This is a genomic window from Citrobacter sp. Cpo126 (genome assembly GCF_030332445.1).
GTDB lineage: Bacteria > Pseudomonadota > Gammaproteobacteria > Enterobacterales > Enterobacteriaceae > Citrobacter > Citrobacter portucalensis.
Map to the genome: position 1 here is coordinate 229,185 of NZ_JAOWHT010000036.1, position 18,146 is coordinate 247,330.

Below are 18,146 nucleotides of genomic sequence, written 5' to 3' on the forward strand. Positions count from 1 at the left end.
CGTAGCCAACGCACATGCAGCTTGAAGTATGACGGGTATTTTAGCTGAAACCCGGTACTTGCCGGGTTACCATCAATATCCCCGAACGCGATTGACCTGACCTGTTACGACTTGCCCGCTCTCCAGGTTCATAATCGTGCGGGAGATATAGTCCACCGCTTCTGCCGGACGGGTAACTGCGGCAATATGTGGCGTCATCGCCACACGCGGATGTTTCCATAATGGGCTGTTTTCTGGCAGCGGTTCACGACTATAAACATCCAGCATGGCCCCCTTCACCTTGCCGCTTTCCAGCGATGCCAGAAGATCGTCTTCATTGAGATGAACACCGCGTGCAAGGTTCAGCACGTAGGCGCCATCCTGCAATTGGCTAAGTAAATCAGCGTTAATAATGCCTACGGTTTCTGCCGTATTAGGCAGAAGGTTGATCAGCACGCGAGTTTGACTCAAAAACGCGCCCAGTTCCTCAGTACCGGCGAAGCTTTCCACGCCAGACCAGGATTTACGCGTACGACTCCAGCAGCGCAGTGGGAATCCCCATGCCTGCAGGCTTTCGGCAACTTTTGCGCCCAATACCCCAGCCCCCATGATCCCGACGGTAAACTCCTCGCGAGTATATTCTGGCAACGGCTGCCATTTCGCCTGATTTTTCAATGCTTGATAATCATCAAAGCGACGAAACCAGTGCAGCACCTGACTGACAGCATATTCCTGCATTTGCAGGCCCATACCCGTATCTTCCAGACGGAAAAGCGGGATCGACGCATCCAACATTTCCGGATGAGCATTGAGTTTACTGAGAATAGAATCGACACCCGCTCCCAGCGCAAATACGGCTTTTAATTTTCGTCCTGCGAGCATTTCAACCGGCGGATGCCAGACCAGCGCATAGTCAGCATGTGCATTATCACCCGCTTTCCACTCACGTACGTTCGCACCAGGTATTGCCTTTGCCAACGCATTAATCCACCAGGTCGTATCGAATGTTGGGTGATAGAAAATTATATCCATATTGTCTCCTGAACATTGTTGTGCGGAACTTTCTCGCACTTATTATCATCATTTTTCGAGGGAACATCAGAGTAGCAAATTTTAGGGTGCTGGCAAAAAAAACAATTCCCGCTTATTTATGCTCCATGTTGCTTGAAGTTTGTGTAAATGCACATTTTTTTCAAAAAGTTGATTGACGGCGGGGCGGTGTTTCCCCTACATTAGCGCCCGTTCCGGTAGCACAGGAACAACAATATGGTGAGGTGTCCGAGTGGCTGAAGGAGCACGCCTGGAAAGTGTGTATACGGCAACGTATCGGGGGTTCGAATCCCCCCCTCACCGCCATATTTTAAGAAGAGCTCGTACGCAAGTACGGGCTTTTTTTTCGCATGTTGCACATCTACGGGGGGATGAGAAACCCCGACCGGGGTTCGACTGCTGGCGCAGCCAGCTGGACAGACCGCGAACGGAGTGAGTGGGCTGCCCGAAGGGCGAGCAAAGCGAGTCAATCCCCCCTCACCGCCATATTTTAAGAAGAGCTCGTACGCAAGTACGGGCTTTTTTTTCGCATGTTGCACATCTACGAGGGGGATGAGAAGCCCCGACCGGTCATGTGTTAACGTCAAACAACAAAGCCCGGTTTCCCGGGCCTTGAAGACAGAGTACTTATCAGTTGTAAGCGTTGAGCGTCCGCTGACAGAGCGCAGAGCGGACGCAATCGTCTTTATTGAAACGAACAATCCCAACCATCTCATCTTCTTCGAAACGGGCCAGCGCATCGCTAAGCCCTGAGCGAACGTGGGCTGGTAGATCGCACTGGGTCACATCCCCATTCACAATCACCGTCACATTCTCCCCGAGGCGGGTCAAAAACATCTTCATTTGCGCAGCAGTGACGTTCTGAGCCTCGTCAAGAATGACCACTGCATTTTCAAATGTACGTCCACGCATATAGGCGAACGGCGCGATTTCCACCTTACCAATCTCAGGTCGCAGGCAATATTGCATGAAGGAGGCTCCCAGCCGTTTGACAAGCACGTCATACACGGGGCGAAAATAGGGAGCAAACTTCTCGGAAACATCTCCAGGTAAGAAGCCGAGGTCTTCATCAGCTTGCAGAACTGGACGGGTTACAATGATCCTGTCCACATCTTTATGGATCAGGGCCTCTGCTGCTTTTGCCGCGCTGATCCAGGTTTTACCACACCCGGCTTCACCGGTGGCGAAGATCAGCTGTTTACTCTCGATAGCATTCAGGTAGTGCGCCTGAGCTTCATTCCGCGCCGTGATTGGCGAGGCGTCGCGACTGTCACGCGCCATACCAATCGCTTCTACGCCGCCCATCTGCACAAGCGAGGTGACCGATTCATCTTCACGTTGCTTATGGCTACGCGAATCCCGCCTCAGCACACGTTTTGCTTCACGACGAGCTTTGATCACTGCTTTTTGTCTTCCCATGGATAGCACCTTGAGTTGTAGGTATACATCACACGCGCCGTTGGCGGCACGATTATGCGCACGAACATCTGAGGGTTGGCTTCCTTGTAAGCCATTGCTTGCTTTCGGATAAGACGCCACGCACAGCTACGCGCACCGTACAGGGCGTCAGTTGCGAAGATAAGAAGTGAATGAGAGAGAGATTTAGCGGTGACGAGGAGGCTACCGGAAGAGAAACGTCCGCGTAAGGTACTGCTGTTACTGTGAAAAACGTGTCCAATACAGGACTTTTCCATTCGCGATCTCCATAGTGAATGACAATCACCGCCGGGAACTACCGCTATTACTTATAAGTACATCATAACCTTTCGCTAATGCAACAATATTTTTACTTGTTGTTAACTTAAATTCTATCTTATCACCAGAGACAGTCTCTTGCAGAAAGATGACAGAATTATTTCAGTCGCATACCGATCATAAAAAATAGTTTGTTCCTTCATCAAGATGTCAGGAAAAACCCCGCTGTACTGCGGGGCATAATCATCAGGCTTCAAGCAGAGACTGTCCCAGATAATTATCTGCAGTTTTAACACCCGGCAAAGCAAAGAAATATCCCCCACCAATCGGTTTGACATATTCTTCCAGCGCTTCACCGTTCAGACGTTTCTGCACTGTCAAAAAACCTTTTTCCAGATCGTGTTGATAGCAGACAAACAACAGCCCCATATCCAGCTGACCGGAATTAGTCACACCGAGCGAATAACTGTAGCCACGACGCATCATCAGGCTGGAGTCGGTCTCTTTCGTACGCGGATTTGCGAGACGGATATGGCTGTCGAGCGCAATCACCTCGCCTTCAGGATCGCTGGCATAGTCAGGCACATCATGCTCATGCTGCATACCCAGCGGTGCGCCGGTGTGTTTATCGCGACCAAAAATCGTTTGCTGCTCTTTCAGCGGCGTACGATCCCAGAACTCAACGCGAAACTGAATGAGCCTGACGGCCTGATAGCTTCCGCCTTGCGCCCAGGCAGGCTCGCCCTGACCGTCCGTAACCCACACCACGTCTTGCATCAACTTCGCATCCGTAGCGTCCGGATTCGCGGTGCCGTCTTTAAAGCCAAGCAAATTGACCGGGGTCTCTTTGCCTTTACTACGTGCGGCGTGGTCGGAAATAAAACCTTCACGTTTCCAGCGCACGCTAAGGAGATCGGGCGTATGTTTAATGATATCGCGCAACGCGTGGATGACGGTGTCCTGGGTGTTGGCACAAATCTGCAGCAGCACATCGCCATGGCACAGCGCCGCATCCAGCGAATCATTCGGGAAACGGGTCATTTTTTGCAGCTTTTTCGGCATCTGCGATTTCAGTCCATAGCGTTCATCAAACAGCGAGGAGCCGACTGACAACGTCATCGTCAGGTTGTCTGGCGCAATGTATGCGCCGAGGATACCTGAATCCATAGGGGGGAGACGCGGATTCGGCGTATCCGGCGCCGGTCCACCGGTGGTCAGAAACGCAAATCGGCTGGTCAGCAACCGGAATAAACGCTCAAGATCGGCCTTATCGCTGGCGAGAACATCGAACGCCACCAGCATCATTGATGCCTGCTGCGGCGTCAGGATCCCCGCCTGATGCTGACCATAAAACGGCTGCGCTTCACTACGTGCATCCGGAGACAACGTGCCCGGCGCGCTTTGTGGTTTTTGCGCGTGGGCAACCGGACACCCACCCGCCAGCGCCAGCGCCCCACCCAGGGCGCCCATCCCTTTCAGTAAACGTCGGCGTGACGGTTCGCTCACGCCGTTTTCATTATCTTGCTGCATAGTGCTTAATCCAGACCCAGAACACCGCGTAATTGCGACAAATCTTCCGCCAGCGTCGTGATTGGCCCTTTCAGTGCATTACGATCGGCATCAGTCAGTTTGTCATAGGTTTCAAAGCCGTCTTTGGTACGGTACTTGCTCAGAATGGTATCGACCTTTTTGAAGTTCGCATCCACCTTCGCAAGCAGTTCAGCATTGGATTTTTGCAACTGAGGACGCAAGAGATCGACAATTTTCTGCGCACCATCGACGTTAGCCTGGAAATCCCACAGATCGGTATGGCTATAGCGATCTTCTTCCCCACTGATTTTGCTGGCAGCAACTTCTTCAATCAGTCCTGCTGCCCCGCCAACAACTTTAGACGGTGGGAAAGCCAGCTCGCTAATACGCGTTTGCAGGTCAAGAACATCGCTGTTTAATTGGTCGGCGTACTTATCCATACCTTTGGTGGTATTGTCGCCAAACAGCGCTTTCTCCAGGCGGTGGAAGCCGGTGAATTTAGGATCGGCGGCTTTTTGTTCGTAATCATCTTCCCGCGCATCGATGCTGCCGTCGAGATCGGAGAACAGTTCAGCAATCGGTTCAATACGCTCATAATGCTGACGGGTTGGCGCATACAGCGATTTCGCTTTTTCCAGATCGCCTGCTTTAATCGCATCGGTAAAGGCTTTAGTGCCCGCAACCAACTGCGCGGTTTCGGCTGTCACATAGGCTTTGTATTCGGTAATCGCGCCGCTCAGACTCAGCAGAGCATCGCTTTGCGCGGCATCCGCCGTTGCGCTACCTTTTACGATCAGTTTGCCTTTCGGGTTAGTCAACAGACCGCAGGTCATATCATATTCGCCAGGCTGGAGGTTAGCGGTCATTTTCTGGCTAAAGCCTGGTGCAATGTTTTCGCGCTCTTCAACCACCATAACGCCTTTGAGGATCTCCCACTCCAGCGCTTTCTGGCTATGGTTCTGGATGATGAACTGCGTTTTCCCGGCATTAACCGTGATAGTCATCGGTTCACATTGTTTGTCGTTAACCGTGACTTTCACCTGCGGAATATCGGCAGCTTGTGCATTAAAAGCGGAGGCAAACAGCGCGGCGATACCTAGCTGCAGCGCACTACGGCGAAAATTAAACGTCATAACCTATCCCTATAAATAAGTATGTTGTAACTAAAAAGTATTCTGCATCGCGTTTTTATCAAGGTGCGGTACGCGATGCCGTAGTGCCTGAACGCGGCGGTAACGCAAACATAACCAACGCCGGAATCAGGTAGATAAACCAGACAGCGACTTCACTAACGCTTGGCGCTTCCTGATAGCCGAAAATGCCTTCCATCAATGTGCCAAACAGTGAATGCGTCGACAGCACGCTGCTCAGGTCAAACGCCACATCCTGAAAATGATTCCACAACCCGGCTTCGTGGAAAGCGCGGATTGCCCCAGCGGCAAGACCGGCAGCCACCAGCAAAATGAACAGGCTGGTCCATTTAAAGAATGCCCCGAGGTTGAGGCGAATACCGCCGAGGTAAATCAGGTAACCCAGTACCACCGCGGTAGCCAGTCCCAGCATCGCGCCTAACGGCGGCCAGATACCTACATCCTGCTGGAATGCTGCCAGTAGAAAGAACACCGACTCCAGCCCTTCACGGGCAACAGCAAAAAAGACCATCATCACCAGCGCCCAGCCGTGATGGTTGCCGCGTTGCAACGCGTTATCGACAGCCTGTTCAAGCTGGACTTTGACGTTGCGCGAAACTTTACGCATCCAGAACACCATCCAGGTGAGGATCACCACGGCAATGACCGCCACGATGCCTTCAAAAAGCTCCTGTTCCTTTTGCGGAAATTCACCGGTGGTTTCGTTGATGAAAATCCCTAACGCCAGGCATAACGCCGCCGCCAGCAGAACACCAATCCACATCACACCAATCCATCGACCACGCTGAGTCCGTTTCAGGTAGCTGGCAATCAGGCTGACAATCAGCGCGGCCTCTAACCCTTCGCGCAACATAATTAGAAATGGAACAAACATGCGAAGAACCCTTAAACGTTATTCTCAGTCAATTGATGAAAAGAAAAGTAAATTACAGTGATAGTGATTATCATTACAGCAAAGAAAAACTCAAGCAGAATGTTTTGAGAATGATGACTGAATGTAAAAGGCCAGGCGGGTAATGGTTATAGCAGGTTTACAACGGAAGCAATAAAAAAGCCCGCACGCGGCGGGCTTGAAGACAGAGGCAGATTATTCTGCCTGTAAACGCGATGGCGGAGCTGAGTGATAATGCGCATCAGCCTCGGCAAAACGTTGCTGCATAGCAGCTGAAGGCGCTTTACCCAACAGGCTGAAGGCCACAATACCGATGCTGCCGAAAACAAAGCCCGGGATGATTTCATACAGACCCAACCAGGCAAACTGCTTCCAGACGATTACCGTCACCGCACCGATGATCATCCCTGCCAGCGCACCGTTGCGGGTCATACGCGACCACATTACGGAGAACAGGACTACCGGACCAAACGCAGCGCCGAAGCCCGCCCAGGCGTAGCTTACCAGACCAAGTACACGGTTCTCCGGGTTCGCCGCCAGCGCGATAGACACCAGCGCCACGACCAACACCATGATGCGGCCAATCCACACCAACTCTTTCTGGCTGGCATTTTTACGCAGGAACGCTTTGTACAAATCTTCGGTGATTGCGCTGGAGCACACCAGCAGCTGGCAGCTCAGGGTCGACATAACCGCAGCGAGGATCGCAGACAGCAGGATACCGGCAATCCACGGGTTGAACAGGATTTGCGCCAGTTCAATAAACACACGCTCGGCGTTCTGGTTAACGGCACCGGCAAGCTGTGGGTTGTTGTTAAAGTAAGCAATACCAAAGAAGCCCACGGCCACAGCACCTGCCAGACACAGAATCATCCAGGCCATGCTGATGCGGCGAGCATGAACGATGCTATGGTGGGAATCTGCAGCCATAAAGCGCGCCAGAATATGCGGCTGACCAAAGTAGCCCAGACCCCAGCCCATCAGGGAAATGATGGCAACAAAATTCAGCCCTTTGAACATGTCCACGTTCTCAATGCTCTTTTGTTTAATCACTTCCAGCGAATCGTCGAATCCACCCACGCCAATGACTACCATCACCGGCGTCAGGATCAAAGCAAAGATCATCAGGCTGGCCTGGACGGTATCGGTCCAGCTAACCGCCAGGAAACCACCAATAAAGGTATAAATGATCGTCGCGGCCGCGCCCGCCCACAGTGCTGTTTCGTAGCTCATACCAAAGGTGCTTTCAAACAGACGTGCCCCTGCCACAATACCGGAAGCACAATAGATGGTGAAAAACAGCAGAATAACCAGCGCGGAGATAATACGCAGAATTCGGCTTTTATCTTCAAAGCGACCGGTAAAGTAATCCGGTAACGTCAGCGCATTGTTATTGTATTCGGTGTGTACGCGTAAACGTCCGGCCACCAGCTTCCAGTTGATCCAGGCGCCCAAAATAAGGCCGATGGCGATCCAGCTTTCTGAAATCCCCGACAGGAAAATCGCGCCAGGCAGACCCATCAGCAACCAGCCGCTCATGTCAGATGCCCCGGCGGATAACGCGGTCACGAATGGACCCAGACTGCGTCCACCCAGAATGTAATCGTCAAAGTTTTTGGTTGAACGCCATGCAATAAACCCTATCAATATCATGCCGAAAATATAGACACAGAATGTCACTAACATCGGTGTGCTAATAGCCATCAAAACTCTCCAAAATTATGTATCAGCAATGCCGTGGCTTGCCGTTTTATTACCCTGCCGGAACGTGGCAAAGATATCTATGTTGACCAGGGCGACCGTATCCTGCCGGAAGCGATGGTTATTCACAATCGATTTAACACACCATTTACATCAAATTTGATCCAGAGTAGATAGCATTTTTCTGTAGGTTGCACTCTCTCACATTTTTTTCGGTTGCACCTTTTAAAAGTGTTAACTACCGCAGAGAAAAAGATTCTGTAATTTTTACAGCCCACATCATAAAACTCATATTCATTAACATTTCATTCATTTCCAAGCTTGCAAACCAAGTCACATTTAACACGGTTGCACAAAGTTGCAACATAGTGGATATTTCTCGGTAACTATCAGACCCGTATTTCAGTACAACAGGAGTAAACGGCATGGGAACCACCACGATGGGGGTTAAACTGGATGACGCCACTCGCGAGCGTATTAAAACAGCAGCATCACGAATCGATCGCACGCCACATTGGCTGATCAAGCAAGCCATCTTTAATTATCTCGAAAGACTGGAAAATGACGACGCGCTTCCTGAACTGCCGGCCCTGCTGGCGGGTGCCGCGAATGAGGGTGAGGAGTCAACCACGCCGCAGAATGAAGCGCATCAGCCTTTCCTGGAATTTGCCGAACAGATCCTGCCGCAGTCAGTTTCCCGCGCAGCAATCACCGCCGCGTACCGCCGAGCCGAAACCGATGCTGTGCCGATGCTGATGGAGCAGGCTCGTCTGCCGCAACCCATCGCGGAGCAAGCGCACAAGCTGGCGTACGATCTGGCCGACAAACTGCGTAACCAGAAGACCGCCAGCGGCCGCGCCGGGATGGTACAAGGTTTATTGCAGGAATTCTCACTTTCTTCGCAGGAAGGGGTCGCGCTGATGTGCCTGGCCGAAGCCCTGCTGCGTATTCCTGATAAGGCAACCCGCGATGCGTTAATCCGCGACAAAATCAGCAACGGCAACTGGCAGTCGCACATTGGACGCAGCCCGTCTCTGTTCGTCAACGCGGCGACCTGGGGGCTGTTGTTTACCGGTCGTCTGGTTTCTACGCATAATGAAGCCAGCCTCTCACGCTCACTCAACCGTATTATCGGCAAGAGCGGTGAACCACTGGTGCGTAAAGGCGTCGACATGGCAATGCGCCTGATGGGCGAGCAGTTCGTCACCGGAGAGACTATCGCCGAAGCGCTGGCTAACGCGCGTAAACTGGAAGAAAAAGGTTTCCGCTACTCTTACGACATGCTGGGTGAAGCAGCTCTGACTGCCGCCGATGCCCAGGCTTATATGGTTTCGTACCAACAGGCAATCCACGCCATTGGTAAAGCCTCTAACGGCCGCGGCATCTATGAAGGGCCGGGCATTTCTATCAAGCTGTCAGCGCTGCATCCGCGTTATAGCCGCGCGCAGTATGACCGCGTGATGGATGAACTCTATCCGCGTCTGAAGTCGCTTACTCTGCTGGCCCGCCAGTACGACATCGGTATCAATATCGATGCTGAAGAGGCCGACCGACTGGAGATCTCCCTCGATCTGCTGGAAAAACTGTGCTTTGAACCTGAACTGGCGGGCTGGAACGGTATCGGCTTTGTTATTCAGGCCTACCAGAAGCGCTGCCCGTATGTTATCGACTATCTGATTGACCTCGCCACGCGCAGCCGCCGTCGCCTGATGATCCGTCTGGTTAAGGGCGCCTACTGGGATAGCGAAATCAAACGTGCACAAATGGACGGTCTGGAAGGTTATCCGGTCTATACCCGTAAGGTCTACACCGACGTTTCCTATCTGGCCTGTGCGAAAAAACTGCTTGCGGTGCCGAATCTGATCTACCCGCAGTTCGCCACCCACAACGCCCATACGCTGGCGGCGATTTATCAGTTGGCCGGTCAAAACTACTATCCGGGTCAGTACGAGTTCCAGTGCCTGCACGGTATGGGCGAACCGCTGTATGAGCAGGTCACCGGTAAAGTTGCCGATGGCAAACTGAATCGTCCATGCCGCATTTATGCACCGGTAGGCACGCATGAAACGCTGCTGGCATACCTGGTGCGTCGTCTGCTGGAAAACGGCGCCAACACATCGTTCGTCAACCGCATTGCAGACACTACCCTGCCGCTGGATGAACTGGTCGCCGATCCGGTCGAAGCCGTTGAAAAACTGGCGCAGCAGGAAGGCCAGGCTGGTCTGCCACATCCGAAGATTGCCCTGCCGCGTGACCTGTACGGTAAAGGCCGCGAAAACTCAGGCGGACTGGATTTAGCGAACGAACATCGTCTGGCCTCACTGTCCTCCGCCCTGCTCAACAGCGCGCTGCAAAAATGGCACGCTAAACCGATGCTCGAACATCCGGTTGCTGACGGTGAAATGACCCCAGTCGTCAACCCGGCCGAACCGAAAGACATTGTCGGTTACGTGCGTGAAGCGACTCACAGCGAAGTGGAACAGGCATTGCAGAACGCGGTAAATAACGCGCCGATCTGGTTCGCCACACCGCCACAAGAGCGCGCCGCTATTTTGCATCGCGCCGCCGTTCTGATGGAAGGCCAGATGCAGCAGTTAATTGGCATTCTGGTGCGCGAAGCGGGAAAAACTTTCAGCAACGCCATTGCGGAAGTGCGCGAAGCGGTAGACTTCCTGCACTATTATGCCGGTCAGGTCCGCGATGACTTCGATAATGAAACCCATCGTCCGTTAGGGCCGGTGGTCTGTATCAGCCCCTGGAACTTCCCGCTGGCCATTTTCACCGGGCAGATTGCCGCTGCGCTGGCGGCGGGCAACAGCGTGTTGGCAAAACCCGCGGAACAAACTCCGCTGATTGCCGCCCAGGGTATTGCCATTTTACTCGAAGCAGGCGTGCCGCCAGGCGTGGTGCAACTGTTGCCTGGTCAAGGTGAAACGGTCGGGGCACAGCTCACTTCCGATGAGCGCGTACGCGGCGTCATGTTTACCGGCTCAACGGAAGTCGCCACGCTGTTGCAACGTAATATCGCGACCCGCCTTGATGCTCAGGGGCGTCCAATCCCGCTTATCGCCGAAACCGGCGGGATGAACGCCATGATCGTCGACTCTTCTGCGTTAACGGAACAGGTCGTGGTCGACGTTCTGGCTTCTGCCTTTGACAGCGCCGGACAGCGCTGCTCCGCGCTTCGCGTCCTGTGTCTGCAGGACGATGTCGCCGACCATACGCTGAAAATGCTGCGTGGCGCAATGGCGGAATGCCGCATGGGTAACCCGGGCCGCCTGACCACCGATATTGGACCGGTAATCGATGAAGAAGCCAAAGCCAATATTGAGCGCCATATTCAGGCCATGCGCGCCAAAGGGCGTCCGGTGTTCCAGGCCGCGCGCGAAAACAGCGACGATGCGCGTGAATGGCAAACCGGTACCTTTATCGCGCCGACGCTTATCGAGCTGGAAAGCTTCGACGAATTGCAAAAAGAGGTGTTCGGTCCAGTACTGCACGTTGTGCGTTACACCCGCAACAATCTGGGCAGCCTGATTGAGCAAATTAATGCCTCCGGCTACGGCCTGACGCTGGGCGTGCACACCCGTATCGATGAAACCATCGCCCAGGTCACGGGTTCGGCACATGTGGGTAACCTGTACGTTAACCGCAATATGGTCGGCGCCGTCGTCGGAGTGCAGCCATTCGGTGGCGAAGGCTTGTCAGGAACCGGGCCAAAAGCGGGTGGACCGCTGTATCTGTACCGCCTGCTGGCAAACCGTCCGGAAAATGCGTTAGGCATTACGCTTGCCCGTCAGGATGCCGAATACCCTGTCGATGCACAGCTTAAAACGGCGCTCGTTCAGCCGCTGGAAGCGCTTAGCGAATGGGCAACCGATCGTCCAGCACTGCGTGCGCTCTGCCAACAGTTTGGTGAACTGGCGCAGGCCGGAACGCAACGCCTGCTGCCAGGACCCACCGGCGAGCGCAATACCTGGACGCTGTTGCCGCGCGAACGCGTGCTGTGTATCGCCGATGATGAACAGGATGCGCTGGTACAGGTTGCCGCTGTAACTTCCGTTGGTAGCTTAATCCTGTGGCCAGATGATACATTCCATCGCGACCTGGCAAAACGCCTGCCAGCAGTAGTTTCCGGGCGCATCCAGTTTGCCAAAGCGGACAACATCACTACGCAGCCGTTTGATGCGGTTATTTTCCACGGTGATTCCGATCAGCTTCGCGCACTGTGTGAAGCGGTGGCGGCCCGCGAAGGGGCGATTGTGTCGGTCCAGGGCTTTGCCCGCGGCGAAAGCAATATCCTACTGGAAAGGTTGTATATTGAGCGCTCCCTGAGCGTCAATACCGCCGCTGCTGGGGGAAACGCCAGCCTGATGACAATCGGCTAAGGTTGTGGTTAATTAAGGCTCCGGTAACGGGGCCTTTTTTTATGAAGCCAGAGGGAAGCATGAAACGAATCGTACTGACATGTGCAGCGCTGCTGCTTAGCGGCCAGGCGCTGGCGGATGACTGCGCCAACGCGAACACGCAGATTGAGATGAACACCTGTGCGGCAGAGCAGTATAAGGCGGCCGACGCCAAACTTAATGAAACTTATCAGAATGCGCTGAAGCGCGCCGCCCCAACCCAGCGCGATTTACTGAAAAAAGCGCAAATATCCTGGATAACTTTGCGCGATGCGGACTGTGCGTTAATCAGTTCTGGCACTGAAGGCGGTAGCGTTCAGGCGATGATTTCCAGCCAGTGCCTGACGGATAAGACCAACGAGCGCGAAGCGTTTCTCGCCTCACTTTTGCAGTGTGAAGAAGGCGATTTAAGCTGCCCGTTACCGCCGGCCAGTTAACGCACGCGGATCCCTTCAATAATCATCCGCTGTACGCTCTCCACCGTTTGGTTAAAAAAGGCTTCATCACGCAGCGTTGCACCCGTCACCGCCTCTACCTGTGGGGCAAAATCGGCGTAGTGCTGAGTTGAAGCCCAAATCATAAAAATCAGATGATGCGGATCGACCGGAGCCAGTTTTCCGCTTTTGATCCAACCGGCAATCAGCGCGGATTTCTCATCAATTAGCGTTTTGAGATCCCCTTCCAGTTCTGCCATCAATAAAGGCGCTCCGGCCAGCATCTCCATACAAAACAGCCGTGAGGCCTGAGGGTAATCGCGCGACACTTCCAGCTTAAGGCGAATGTATTCTTTAATGGCCACCAGCGGCGCAAAGTCTTCGCGAAAAGCTTTCAATGGAGCCAGCCAGATGTCGAGGATCTGCCGTAAAACGGCGATATAAAGCACCTCTTTTGACGGGTAGTAATAAAGTAGATTGGTTTTTGACACGCCCGCCTGCTCTGCCACCTGCTCCAGGCGCGTGCCGTGGATCCCATATTGGGAGAAGATATTTAATGCCGCGGTTAAGATAGCCTGGCGTTTTGCACTGACGGCCTGCGAGCGCTTACCTGTTTTTTTCTCTGCGCGTTGGACCATGCGCCCTCTCCTTCTTGTGAGGGCGTCAGCATACCAAATCACACGGTGAATGGTTAAATTAAAGCGATTCCGGCGGCGCCTCTTGTCCAAGCGCTTTTTTCTTTTTGAACTTCAGCTCGCTGACCAGTACGCCAACAATAATGAATGCCGCACCAAGCAATGCAAGTAGCGGTAAGCGTTCACCCGCCAGACGGCCAAAGATCCCCGCCCACACCGGTTCACCGGTATAAATAACCGTCGCGCGCGTCGGCGAAACGCTGCGCTGCGCCCAGTTCATGGTGACCTGAATAATCGCGCTAAAAATACCCAGCCCCAGCGCCACCACCAGCAATCCGGTAGACATTGGTGGTACGGTCTCTCCGGCCGGTCCCATCGCCATAAACGCCACTATCGAAGCGGTTGCCAGTTGCACTACCGTTACCCGACGTACATCCACTTTTCCCGCCCACGCGCTAATCAGGATAATTTCTGCCGCAATCGCCACCGCACCGGCGAGCGTGATCCACTCGCCTTCGCCTAAAGCCAGTAAATTGCCTCCCGGTCCGGCAAGAAATATCAATCCGATAAAGGCCAGCACAATGCCGACGCACGGCATCAGACCTGGCATGCGTCCCAGACACAACCATTGTAAAAGCGGCACCAACGGTACGTACATCGCGGTAATAAACGCCGATTTACTGCTGGGAATAAACTGTAACCCCCAGGTTTGCAGACTATAACCCAGCGCAATTGCGATACCTATTGCAACCCCTGCTTTGACTTCCAGCCACGTCAGCTTATGCAGTGTGTGTAATGACAAAAGCGCGACCGCCAGCGCGGCAGTGGCAAAACGCACACCGACAAAGAAAAAAGGGCCGCTCAGGGTAACGGCATATTGCACCGCCAAAAACGTGCCACCCCAGAACATGGTGATCACAATGAGGATCGCTTCCTGAGGTTTAACAGAGAAGGAATAACGAGAAAGTAATGACATGAGACACCCGATTAACTGAATGTCATTAGTCTGCGTTGCGTTTTGTTACAGTTCAACCTTGCAGACAAAAAAAACCGCCGGAAAGACCCGGCGGCGGTGGCTACGTAACGTCTGTCTCTGACTCTCAGCCGTCACGACATATCTGACAGATAGCCCGACAATTACGATTTGTTGTTGCCGTGACTATTTTTGCCCCCTTTTTTGCCTGCCTCTGAAGCGCGTTGCGGGTCATTCTTGAAGTTGCCCCCGCTGTGCTGGCCACCTTTTCGACCTGCTTCTGATGCTCTTTCGCGGTCTTCCGCAAAGTTGCCGGAACCGCCCCGATGGTTTGCCATTACTGACCTCCGTCATTGATTAGACATCATATTGCATAGGTACTGAGGAGTGATACCTCACGCAGCGTTACGGGCGAGGCCCTGAAAATAACTGCGTGGGAATAAGCATAGTGAAGTGTGGCCAGGGCAGACGCTAACTGTAATATCCTGCAACAGGATCAGGAGTGACAAAGAAATAATCACCATAAGAAATCAATAAGTCTTTCTTATGACTACCGAATTCTACCCGGTTAAATATGTATCATTTTGCTACAAAGAAGGTTGTTATAAAAATTGTTATAAATCAAAGAAGTGATTGTGAAATTTGCACTCCTGACAGTACGTCATATCTTTAAAGGTAGGTAGCGAATCGCTACGGACACGGTTAACTCGAGGAGTAGTGTAAAATGGCAAAAGTTCTGGTGCTTTATTATTCCATGTACGGACACATTGAAACTATGGCCCACGCAGTCGCAGAAGGCGCAAATAAGGTAGATGGCGCGGAAGTGATTATTAAGCGTGTACCAGAGACCATGCAGCCCGAGATTTTCCTTAAGGCTGGCGGCAAAACACAAAACGCACCAGTCGCAACCCCGCAAGAACTGGCTGATTACGACGCCATCATTTTTGGTACCCCCACGCGCTTTGGCAATATGTCCGGTCAGATGCGTACCTTCCTCGACCAGACTGGCGGGCTGTGGGCCTCTGGCGGCCTGTACGGCAAACTCGCCAGCGTATTCAGCTCAACGGGAACCGGCGGCGGTCAGGAACAAACCATTACATCAACCTGGACTACGCTTGCCCACCATGGGATGGTGATTGTACCTATCGGTTACGCGGCGCAAGAGCTGTTTGATGTCTCTCAAGTTCGCGGCGGTACCCCTTACGGTGCAACCACCATTGCCGGAGGCGACGGCTCCCGCCAGCCAAGTCAGGAAGAGTTATCTATCGCCCGCTATCAGGGTGAATATGTCGCAGGTCTGGCAGTAAAACTCAACGGCTAATCTTCAACAGGAGGATTCGAATGCCAACTCAAGAAGCGAAAGCCCATCGCGTCGGCGAATGGGCAAGTCTGCGCAATACATCGCCGGAAATAGCCGAAGCCATTTTTGAAGTCGCACATTATGACGAGAAACTGGCGGAAAAAATTTGGGAAGAAGGTAGCGATGAGGTACTCATCAAAGCCTTTGAAAAAACAGACAAAGATTCGCTCTTTTGGGGTGAACAGACTATCGAACGCAAAAACGTCTAGCGCGCTGACTCCCCCGCGAACACGGGGGAGTTTTCTTTTACTTAGCCGCCTCATTCAGCACGCTATCGAACTTATCTATCGGGCAAAAACCATCCGCATCTATCGGACATCCTTTCAGCTCCAGCGTTACGCGCTGCGCCGGGGATTTCAGCGTCAGAACGTCTGCATTACGCAACTGCTGCGAGCTCTGATACACATACTCGATTTTCATCAGATCACGATTTGCATTGCTGTCATGCCAGCGCTGGAAGACAATCTTCCCGCCAATCGGCGTACGCTCGTTCTGATCGTGAAGCTGGTACGGTTTAAAATCCAGCGCGGTGAGCAACGAAGCGATATTTGAATCATGCCCCACCAGCACGGTTATTTTCGGTGCTTTCGTGCGTTCAGTAACCAGCGCATTATCAATATATTTCACCAGCGGTTTGGCGACGTTCTGCGCCACTTCCGGGGAGGTGAACAGGCTATCCTGATAGCCGTTTTTCAGCTTCGACAGAACCTTCCACTGCTGATCGGATTTAATCTCGCCCCAGGCAACCTTGTCCATCGGGAAGCCTTCGTAATATTGCAGCGTGAAGGCATCAACCAGCGAATTTCCCACCTTCAGCGGCCCCGAAACGCCTGGCTCCTGCTGGTACTTCGCGCTAAACGTATCTTTGGCATAGGTCAGGGAACACTGCTGTTTATCTTTGCAGGACGGAGAGTCTTTGTAGTCGGTCATTTGCTCAAGCAACTGATAGCTATCGTTGAGCTGCATTTTGCTGCGCTCTTTCTCCATGGCCTGAACGGCCTGCTGGCTGAAGGCGGCGGAATCATCGGTGATCACCGGGTTAAAGGTGGGATCCATGGTGCCCATTTTTTCCTGATGATGGACCGGAACATCGCAACCAGGGAAAGCACCGGTAACAAAGAACTGCGCCGTGGCGACCGTACGCTGCAGGCTGTTAGCATAGGTATAGACCGTGTTCGGTGCCGGGCATTCGCCCGATTTCACCATCCCCTGCTCTGCCAGCCACTCTCGCATGTAGTGGCCCATATAGATTTCCAGCACACCGCCCTTGGTAGTGAGTTGTCCGCCGGGGACATCCCATTCTGGCCATTGTTTGGGGGTGGACTGTTCAAGAACGCTGCCATTATTGGCTAAAGGTGCGCGTAAGTTATGCCGACTCATCATCAATACTTGCTGAAGCTGATAGCCTTCCGGCGCGGTCTGCGCCTGCGCGGCGGTTGACAATAAGACAGCCCCTGCCACGGCTGTGGCGATTAACGATTTATTCATCCCTACGACCTCTTGTTGTTATCAATCACAACAGAGTGTGACAGAAATATGACATATTTCCGGGAACGCTTTCGCAAAACAGACCATCTAGCGTGTCGTTTTAACACCAAACTCGGTTTCGAGTTTACGAATGCCAAGAGGTGTGAAGATGACATGACGGCTGCCCTGTTCGGTTTTTATCCATCGCTGTTCACTGAACCAGCGCAGCAGCGTTGCGCCAAGCACACCACCAGGATGATAACGTCGTTCGCTCCAGTCCAGACAACCGCAGGTTAACTTCCGCCGGGATGAGCCAGCCGCCAGGACAATCCCCATCTGTGCCAGCTTTTCCTGCCCAAGAGGAGTCAGCGTTTCACCATCCGGCGTTAACCACTGACGGGAAACCAGCGTATCGAACAACCTCACCGCAACCTCTCCGGCGAGATGGTCGTAGCAGGTGCGGGCATGGCGCAAACCTGGCGGTGTAGTGATTCTGCGGGGCGTTGATGTCGCCCACGCAACGCCCATCAGGCGTTCCAGCAGTTCAGCGATATCGGAACCTGCAAGGCGAAAATAACGATGTCTGCCCTGCGCCAACGCGACAACAAAACGTTGTTCGCACAGACGCGCCAGATGCGCGCTGGCGGTCGACGCGGATATATCCGCCACCGCGCTGAGCTCAGTTGCAGTCCAGGCGCAGCCATCCATTAGGGCGCACAACATACGCGAGCGCGATTTATCGGCCATCACTGCCGCAGTGAGTGCCATTTTCGACTCCAGATCGCCCTCTTCTTCATGTAATATCACGGATGCCATAACGACCTCATTGGCCCTGAATATCTGAATTAACGATGCCATGAAAGTCGCGCAAAG

Annotated in this window: 16 protein-coding genes, 1 tRNA gene and 1 other RNA gene; 6 read left to right on the forward strand and 12 right to left on the reverse strand. The window is 53.1% G+C overall.

The features are described from left to right. Positions 1–72 precede the first annotated feature (72 nt). Positions 73–1,011: a glyoxylate/hydroxypyruvate reductase GhrA gene (ghrA, locus tag OGY17_RS15535; RefSeq protein WP_057067489.1), complete on the reverse strand. Its 939-nt coding sequence runs from the start codon at positions 1,009–1,011 to the stop codon at positions 73–75. Between the two features lie 236 nt (positions 1,012–1,247). Here ghrA and OGY17_RS15540 point away from each other — a divergent pair. Together OGY17_RS15540 and OGY17_RS15545 are read left to right on the forward strand one after the other, a co-directional pair. Continuing rightward, a tRNA-Ser gene (locus OGY17_RS15540) sits at positions 1,248–1,335 on the forward strand. A 44-nt stretch (positions 1,336–1,379) separates the two neighbouring features. Beyond that, positions 1,380–1,515: non-coding RNA, RtT sRNA (locus OGY17_RS15545), on the forward strand. A 144-nt stretch (positions 1,516–1,659) separates the two neighbouring features. On the opposite strand, the gene phoH is transcribed toward OGY17_RS15545, so the two are convergent. The 6 genes from phoH to putP all read right to left on the reverse strand — a co-directional run bounded on the left by phoH (position 1,660) and on the right by putP (position 8,001). After that, positions 1,660–2,448, reverse strand: a complete 789-nt coding sequence (gene phoH / locus OGY17_RS15550) for a phosphate starvation-inducible protein PhoH (protein WP_003832078.1) — start codon at positions 2,446–2,448, stop codon at positions 1,660–1,662. Beyond that, complete coding sequence (locus OGY17_RS15555; RefSeq protein WP_172111178.1) at positions 2,427–2,723, reverse strand: hypothetical protein; 297 nt, start codon at positions 2,721–2,723, stop codon at positions 2,427–2,429. The genes phoH and OGY17_RS15555 overlap by 22 nt, the downstream gene beginning before the upstream one ends. A gap of 247 nt (positions 2,724–2,970) precedes the next feature. Continuing rightward, positions 2,971–4,254 carry an iron uptake transporter deferrochelatase/peroxidase subunit gene (efeB, locus tag OGY17_RS15560; protein WP_008784328.1) on the reverse strand — a complete coding sequence of 428 codons (1,284 nt, stop codon included), beginning with the start codon at positions 4,252–4,254 and terminating at the stop codon, positions 2,971–2,973. A gap of 5 nt (positions 4,255–4,259) precedes the next feature. Further along, a complete protein-coding gene (efeO, locus tag OGY17_RS15565; protein ID WP_003832073.1) occupies positions 4,260–5,387 on the reverse strand; it encodes an iron uptake system protein EfeO in 1,128 nt (375 codons plus the stop codon). A 58-nt stretch (positions 5,388–5,445) separates the two neighbouring features. After that, entirely contained in the window at positions 5,446–6,279 is an 834-nt protein-coding gene (efeU, locus tag OGY17_RS15570; protein ID WP_032942940.1) for an iron uptake transporter permease EfeU, read from the reverse strand. Positions 6,280–6,492: 213 nt separating this feature from the next. Beyond that, positions 6,493–8,001 carry a sodium/proline symporter PutP gene (gene putP / locus OGY17_RS15575; RefSeq protein WP_125363398.1) on the reverse strand — a complete coding sequence of 503 codons (1,509 nt, stop codon included), beginning with the start codon at positions 7,999–8,001 and terminating at the stop codon, positions 6,493–6,495. A 422-nt stretch (positions 8,002–8,423) separates the two neighbouring features. Between putP and putA the strand changes: the two genes are divergently transcribed. Then, positions 8,424–12,386: a trifunctional transcriptional regulator/proline dehydrogenase/L-glutamate gamma-semialdehyde dehydrogenase gene (gene putA / locus OGY17_RS15580; protein ID WP_079934903.1), complete on the forward strand. Its 3,963-nt coding sequence runs from the start codon at positions 8,424–8,426 to the stop codon at positions 12,384–12,386. A gap of 59 nt (positions 12,387–12,445) precedes the next feature. Beyond that, positions 12,446–12,841 (forward strand): lysozyme inhibitor LprI family protein, encoded by a 396-nt coding sequence (locus OGY17_RS15585; protein WP_032936250.1) that lies wholly within the window; start codon positions 12,446–12,448, stop codon positions 12,839–12,841. On the opposite strand, the gene rutR is transcribed toward OGY17_RS15585, so the two are convergent. From rutR to OGY17_RS15600, 3 genes are all read right to left on the reverse strand, one after another. Then, a complete protein-coding gene (rutR, locus tag OGY17_RS15590) occupies positions 12,838–13,476 on the reverse strand; it encodes an HTH-type transcriptional regulator RutR (protein ID WP_003036026.1) in 639 nt (212 codons plus the stop codon). The two genes, OGY17_RS15585 and rutR, sit on opposite strands and share 4 nt — an antisense overlap. 58 nt (positions 13,477–13,534) lie before the next feature. After that, the gene (locus tag OGY17_RS15595; RefSeq protein ID WP_003832060.1) at positions 13,535–14,449 is read right to left on the reverse strand and encodes a DMT family transporter; all 915 of its coding nucleotides are present in this window, start codon (positions 14,447–14,449) and stop codon (positions 13,535–13,537) included. 161 nt (positions 14,450–14,610) lie between these two features. Continuing rightward, positions 14,611–14,784 carry a con-10 family general stress protein gene (locus tag OGY17_RS15600; RefSeq protein WP_003036022.1) on the reverse strand — a complete coding sequence of 58 codons (174 nt, stop codon included), beginning with the start codon at positions 14,782–14,784 and terminating at the stop codon, positions 14,611–14,613. Between the two features lie 386 nt (positions 14,785–15,170). Between OGY17_RS15600 and wrbA the strand changes: the two genes are divergently transcribed. Then, positions 15,171–15,767 carry an NAD(P)H:quinone oxidoreductase gene (gene wrbA / locus OGY17_RS15605; RefSeq protein WP_003832057.1) on the forward strand — a complete coding sequence of 199 codons (597 nt, stop codon included), beginning with the start codon at positions 15,171–15,173 and terminating at the stop codon, positions 15,765–15,767. Positions 15,768–15,787: 20 nt separating this feature from the next. Next, positions 15,788–16,015, forward strand: a complete 228-nt coding sequence (locus OGY17_RS15610) for a YccJ family protein (protein ID WP_003036015.1) — start codon at positions 15,788–15,790, stop codon at positions 16,013–16,015. Positions 16,016–16,052: 37 nt separating this feature from the next. Here OGY17_RS15610 and agp read toward each other — a convergent pair whose 3' ends face one another. Next, positions 16,053–17,294: a bifunctional glucose-1-phosphatase/inositol phosphatase gene (gene agp / locus OGY17_RS15615; protein WP_204557593.1), complete on the reverse strand. Its 1,242-nt coding sequence runs from the start codon at positions 17,292–17,294 to the stop codon at positions 16,053–16,055. Between the two features lie 87 nt (positions 17,295–17,381). Next, a complete protein-coding gene (locus OGY17_RS15620; protein WP_079934905.1) occupies positions 17,382–18,089 on the reverse strand; it encodes an ArsR/SmtB family transcription factor in 708 nt (235 codons plus the stop codon). Between the last annotated feature and the right edge of the window lie 57 nt (positions 18,090–18,146).

What these genes read in the sequence shown, in the direction of transcription:
- wrbA (WP_003832057.1), top strand. Translation starts at nt 15,171, where the DNA reads ATGGCAAAAGTTCTGGTGCTTTATTATTCCATGTACGGACACATTGAA.
- OGY17_RS15600 (WP_003036022.1), bottom strand. Translation starts at nt 14,784, where the DNA reads ATGGCAAACCATCGGGGCGGTTCCGGCAACTTTGCGGAAGACCGCGAA.
- OGY17_RS15595 (WP_003832060.1), bottom strand. Translation starts at nt 14,449, where the DNA reads ATGTCATTACTTTCTCGTTATTCCTTCTCTGTTAAACCTCAGGAAGCG.
- rutR (WP_003036026.1), bottom strand. Translation starts at nt 13,476, where the DNA reads ATGGTCCAACGCGCAGAGAAAAAAACAGGTAAGCGCTCGCAGGCCGTC.
- efeO (WP_003832073.1), bottom strand. Translation starts at nt 5,387, where the DNA reads ATGACGTTTAATTTTCGCCGTAGTGCGCTGCAGCTAGGTATCGCCGCG.
- ghrA (WP_057067489.1), bottom strand. Translation starts at nt 1,011, where the DNA reads ATGGATATAATTTTCTATCACCCAACATTCGATACGACCTGGTGGATT.
- OGY17_RS15610 (WP_003036015.1), top strand. Translation starts at nt 15,788, where the DNA reads ATGCCAACTCAAGAAGCGAAAGCCCATCGCGTCGGCGAATGGGCAAGT.
- putP (WP_125363398.1), bottom strand. Translation starts at nt 8,001, where the DNA reads ATGGCTATTAGCACACCGATGTTAGTGACATTCTGTGTCTATATTTTC.
- efeB (WP_008784328.1), bottom strand. Translation starts at nt 4,254, where the DNA reads ATGCAGCAAGATAATGAAAACGGCGTGAGCGAACCGTCACGCCGACGT.
- OGY17_RS15555 (WP_172111178.1), bottom strand. Translation starts at nt 2,723, where the DNA reads ATGGAAAAGTCCTGTATTGGACACGTTTTTCACAGTAACAGCAGTACC.
- putA (WP_079934903.1), top strand. Translation starts at nt 8,424, where the DNA reads ATGGGAACCACCACGATGGGGGTTAAACTGGATGACGCCACTCGCGAG.
- efeU (WP_032942940.1), bottom strand. Translation starts at nt 6,279, where the DNA reads ATGTTTGTTCCATTTCTAATTATGTTGCGCGAAGGGTTAGAGGCCGCG.
- OGY17_RS15585 (WP_032936250.1), top strand. Translation starts at nt 12,446, where the DNA reads ATGAAACGAATCGTACTGACATGTGCAGCGCTGCTGCTTAGCGGCCAG.
- agp (WP_204557593.1), bottom strand. Translation starts at nt 17,294, where the DNA reads ATGAATAAATCGTTAATCGCCACAGCCGTGGCAGGGGCTGTCTTATTG.
- OGY17_RS15620 (WP_079934905.1), bottom strand. Translation starts at nt 18,089, where the DNA reads ATGGCATCCGTGATATTACATGAAGAAGAGGGCGATCTGGAGTCGAAA.
- phoH (WP_003832078.1), bottom strand. Translation starts at nt 2,448, where the DNA reads ATGGGAAGACAAAAAGCAGTGATCAAAGCTCGTCGTGAAGCAAAACGT.